Source organism: Roseimaritima sediminicola (assembly GCF_009618275.1).
Classification (GTDB): domain Bacteria; phylum Planctomycetota; class Planctomycetia; order Pirellulales; family Pirellulaceae; genus Roseimaritima; species Roseimaritima sediminicola.
In genome coordinates this window covers 1-2,725 of the sequence record NZ_WIAD01000109.1, presented here as the reverse complement: position 1 = coordinate 2,725, position 2,725 = coordinate 1, and the positions used below count along the sequence as shown (strand labels likewise).

The 2,725-nt window shown below is 58.8% G+C and carries 3 protein-coding genes; all 3 read left to right on the top strand.

Going from position 1 to position 2,725, the window contains the following annotated elements; translation table 11 throughout:
- On the top strand, positions 1-406 hold a 406-nt coding region (locus tag GE027_RS22915), incomplete at its 5' end, for a hypothetical protein (protein ID WP_202617508.1).
- A 558-nt stretch (positions 407-964) separates the two neighbouring features.
- Positions 965-1,891 carry a hypothetical protein gene (locus GE027_RS22435; RefSeq protein ID WP_153559467.1) on the top strand — a complete coding sequence of 309 codons (927 nt, stop codon included), beginning with the start codon at positions 965-967 and terminating at the stop codon, positions 1,889-1,891.
- A gap of 12 nt (positions 1,892-1,903) precedes the next feature.
- The coding region (locus GE027_RS23855; RefSeq protein WP_153559466.1) for a glycosyltransferase family 2 protein at positions 1,904-2,725 on the top strand (822 nt) is incomplete at its 3' end.

The following is a 2,725-nucleotide window of genomic DNA, read 5'->3' as shown; positions in this document are numbered from 1 at the left end:
ACACTTGCCGGCGGGGCTGAGCATTTGGCAGTACGGCGATTTTGGGCTGTACCGCGTCAACCCACCGCTGGTTCGCGCTGTCGCCACTCTGCCACTGGCCCAGATGGACGTCGAGACGGACTACATCTATGCCGCCGATACGCGCGACCGTCCGGAATTCCCCATGGGAACCCGTTTCTGGCAGCGTCACGGCTTGCAGGCTTACGCGTATCTCACGCTTGCACGCATAACGGCCATTCCGTTCATCCTGATCGCGGGTGGGACGATTTTCTGCTGGAGCCGCAGTCTGTACGGCCAGCGCGCCGGCCTGTTCTCGCTTACCCTGTGGTGCTTTTCACCTCTGGTACTCGCCAACGCTTCGATGATCACGCAAGCGCTTCCGGCAACACGAGAAGGCGGCCAGTGAACCCTTCGGCACTATTTTCCTCGGTACAGTCCTGATGAATGATCGTTGTTAAAGATGCGTCTACTCTACTTTTCTTGGAGAATTATTGTGCGTAAGCAACATTTTAATGCAGCCTTGCTTTTGGTGACTATTTCTTGCGTGAGCATTGGAGGAGCAGCGTTCGCGTCGATTTGCCTCGCGACAGATTGCAGCTATTGCGACGTGACCTGCCACCAACGACCACCGTCTTTTTGCTCGCAAGGGTCGTGCGGGATAGGGTATGGATGCCAAGGCTGCGAATGCACAAAGGAGGTCACAGAGGAGATGGCGTACTGCATTTGCAAGTATGTGCCGTAGGACACGCGACTCGTGTTGCATTCTCGAGTTTGCAGCGACGCACCAACAGTGCCTCGCAGTTATCATGCCATGTCTCATAGGGGTTCTTTTTTCGTGCATCGTAACACAGAGACGATAGTGCATTTAACCAAAAGTGGCTGCCAGAAGGCCATTCCTATGTTACTGCTAGCGACTTGCACTGGCTGGATACTTCCTTGTCCTCAGTCTGTGTTCGCGGACGAGATGCCTAACGAAGTTCTCGACGCGTGGCGTTCGTTTGAGTCAAGTTTTCCACCGTACCGCGTCCAGGTCACGTTTGAATCAAAGGGTGTCGAGAACATAGAAACGGAAGCGAAGGTGAGACGTGTCAGCTCGCGCGACGGTGCCATCTTGCAGGAATGGTTGGCGTCCGAGTCGCTTGACGAATCCTCTCCGCACGCCCTCGAAGCAGTGGGCAAGAACGCTGACTACTCATTTAAAGTGTCACGACCGTCGAGTGCGGACGACTTTAGCTTAGCCCTTGTCCATTGGGATGGCGTCCCGCCCAATTCCTTGCAGCGCAAACTATCGATGACGCCCGGCGTCTACGGATTGCGAATCCTCGGACAGTCGATCCCCGAGGCGATTCGCTCCGGAGTTCTTGCCGTAACCGATCTCTCCAAGCATGAAGGACCGGCGGGCGACATCCTGAAACTCCAACTTTCGCGCACACCGTCCGGTCAAGCGAACGGCCTCCGAATCGAATCCGTTCAGCTCGAACTGGGGGAGCATGTCCAGTGGCAGATCTTGCACGCTGAGGCGAAACTGGAAATCGATGGCACGACGGGTCGGTTCACGACGCACAACACGTTTGCAACACCAGACGCTATTGGACGTCCCGTTGTCACGCGGATGGTAGGCACCGAGTCGTACGAACCGCCGCCGGGTTCGGTCGGAGGCGAGTCATTCTCGCTGGAGCGTTCTGTGCGGCTCGAATGGCGGGACGAACCGCCACACAAGAATGATTTTCGCCTGTCCGCCTTCGGTCTGCCCGAACCGGTGCAGCCACGATCACCACGTTCACTGTGGGTCGTCCTACTTCTCGGTGCTGCCGCGACGCTGGCTCTTCTCGCCTTCTTCCGTTACCGCTGGGTGGGGCGAGGCGATACGTCCCCGCTGAATGCTTCCTGAACCGAAGCGGAGATGCTACGCGTGAGTGCTCCCAATCGGAACGACGGTCGCCTCGCGATCATCGTCCCCGTCTTCAACGAACGGTCCAGTGTGGCAGCATGTTTGCGACACGCACAGGCATTTGCCAACGCTTGCGGCGACGTGGGCGAGATCGTGATCGTTGACGATGCGTCTACCGACGGCACGGTTGAGATCGTCGAGCAAACGATCGCCGGCTGGGAGCTCAACGCCATACTGGGTCGGCACCCAGAGAACCGCGGCAAGGGGGCGGCCATCCGCACCGGCCTAGATCATGTCACATCGCCTTTGGTGGTCGTGCAGGATGCGGACCTGGAATACGATCCGAGTGACTTGAAGCTGCTGCTGCAGCGGATGCGAGATTGCCGCGGAATTGCCGTCTATGGTTCGCGGCGACTGGCCGGTAGGCCTTCGGGCGAGCGACCGTTTAGCCTGTTTGTTTGGGGGCGTCTCTCTTTTGAATACAATGGTGCGCATGCTGTACAGCACACGCATCACCGACGAAGCGACCTGTTACAAGATGTTTCGCACCGAGGACCTCCGGGCGATGCGGCTGACCTGCCAGCGGTGTCAATCGCCAAGCCGCGTGTCCCGAACAAACAAAAGCCCCGGAGGGGCGGCACAGAATGCACAGTTGCTGTGTCGCCCCTCCGGGGCTTGAGATTCTTTGGGGGGGGCTGGCAACCGGGGACTCACGTCCCCGGCAGGGGCTGTGTCGCCCTTCGGGCTAGCGGCGGCGGTAACCCAATCAGCCGTAGGCGCGAGCCTCGGGTCTCATCCCGATCAATCCGGCCGCAGCCCAGCGGGTTCCAACAC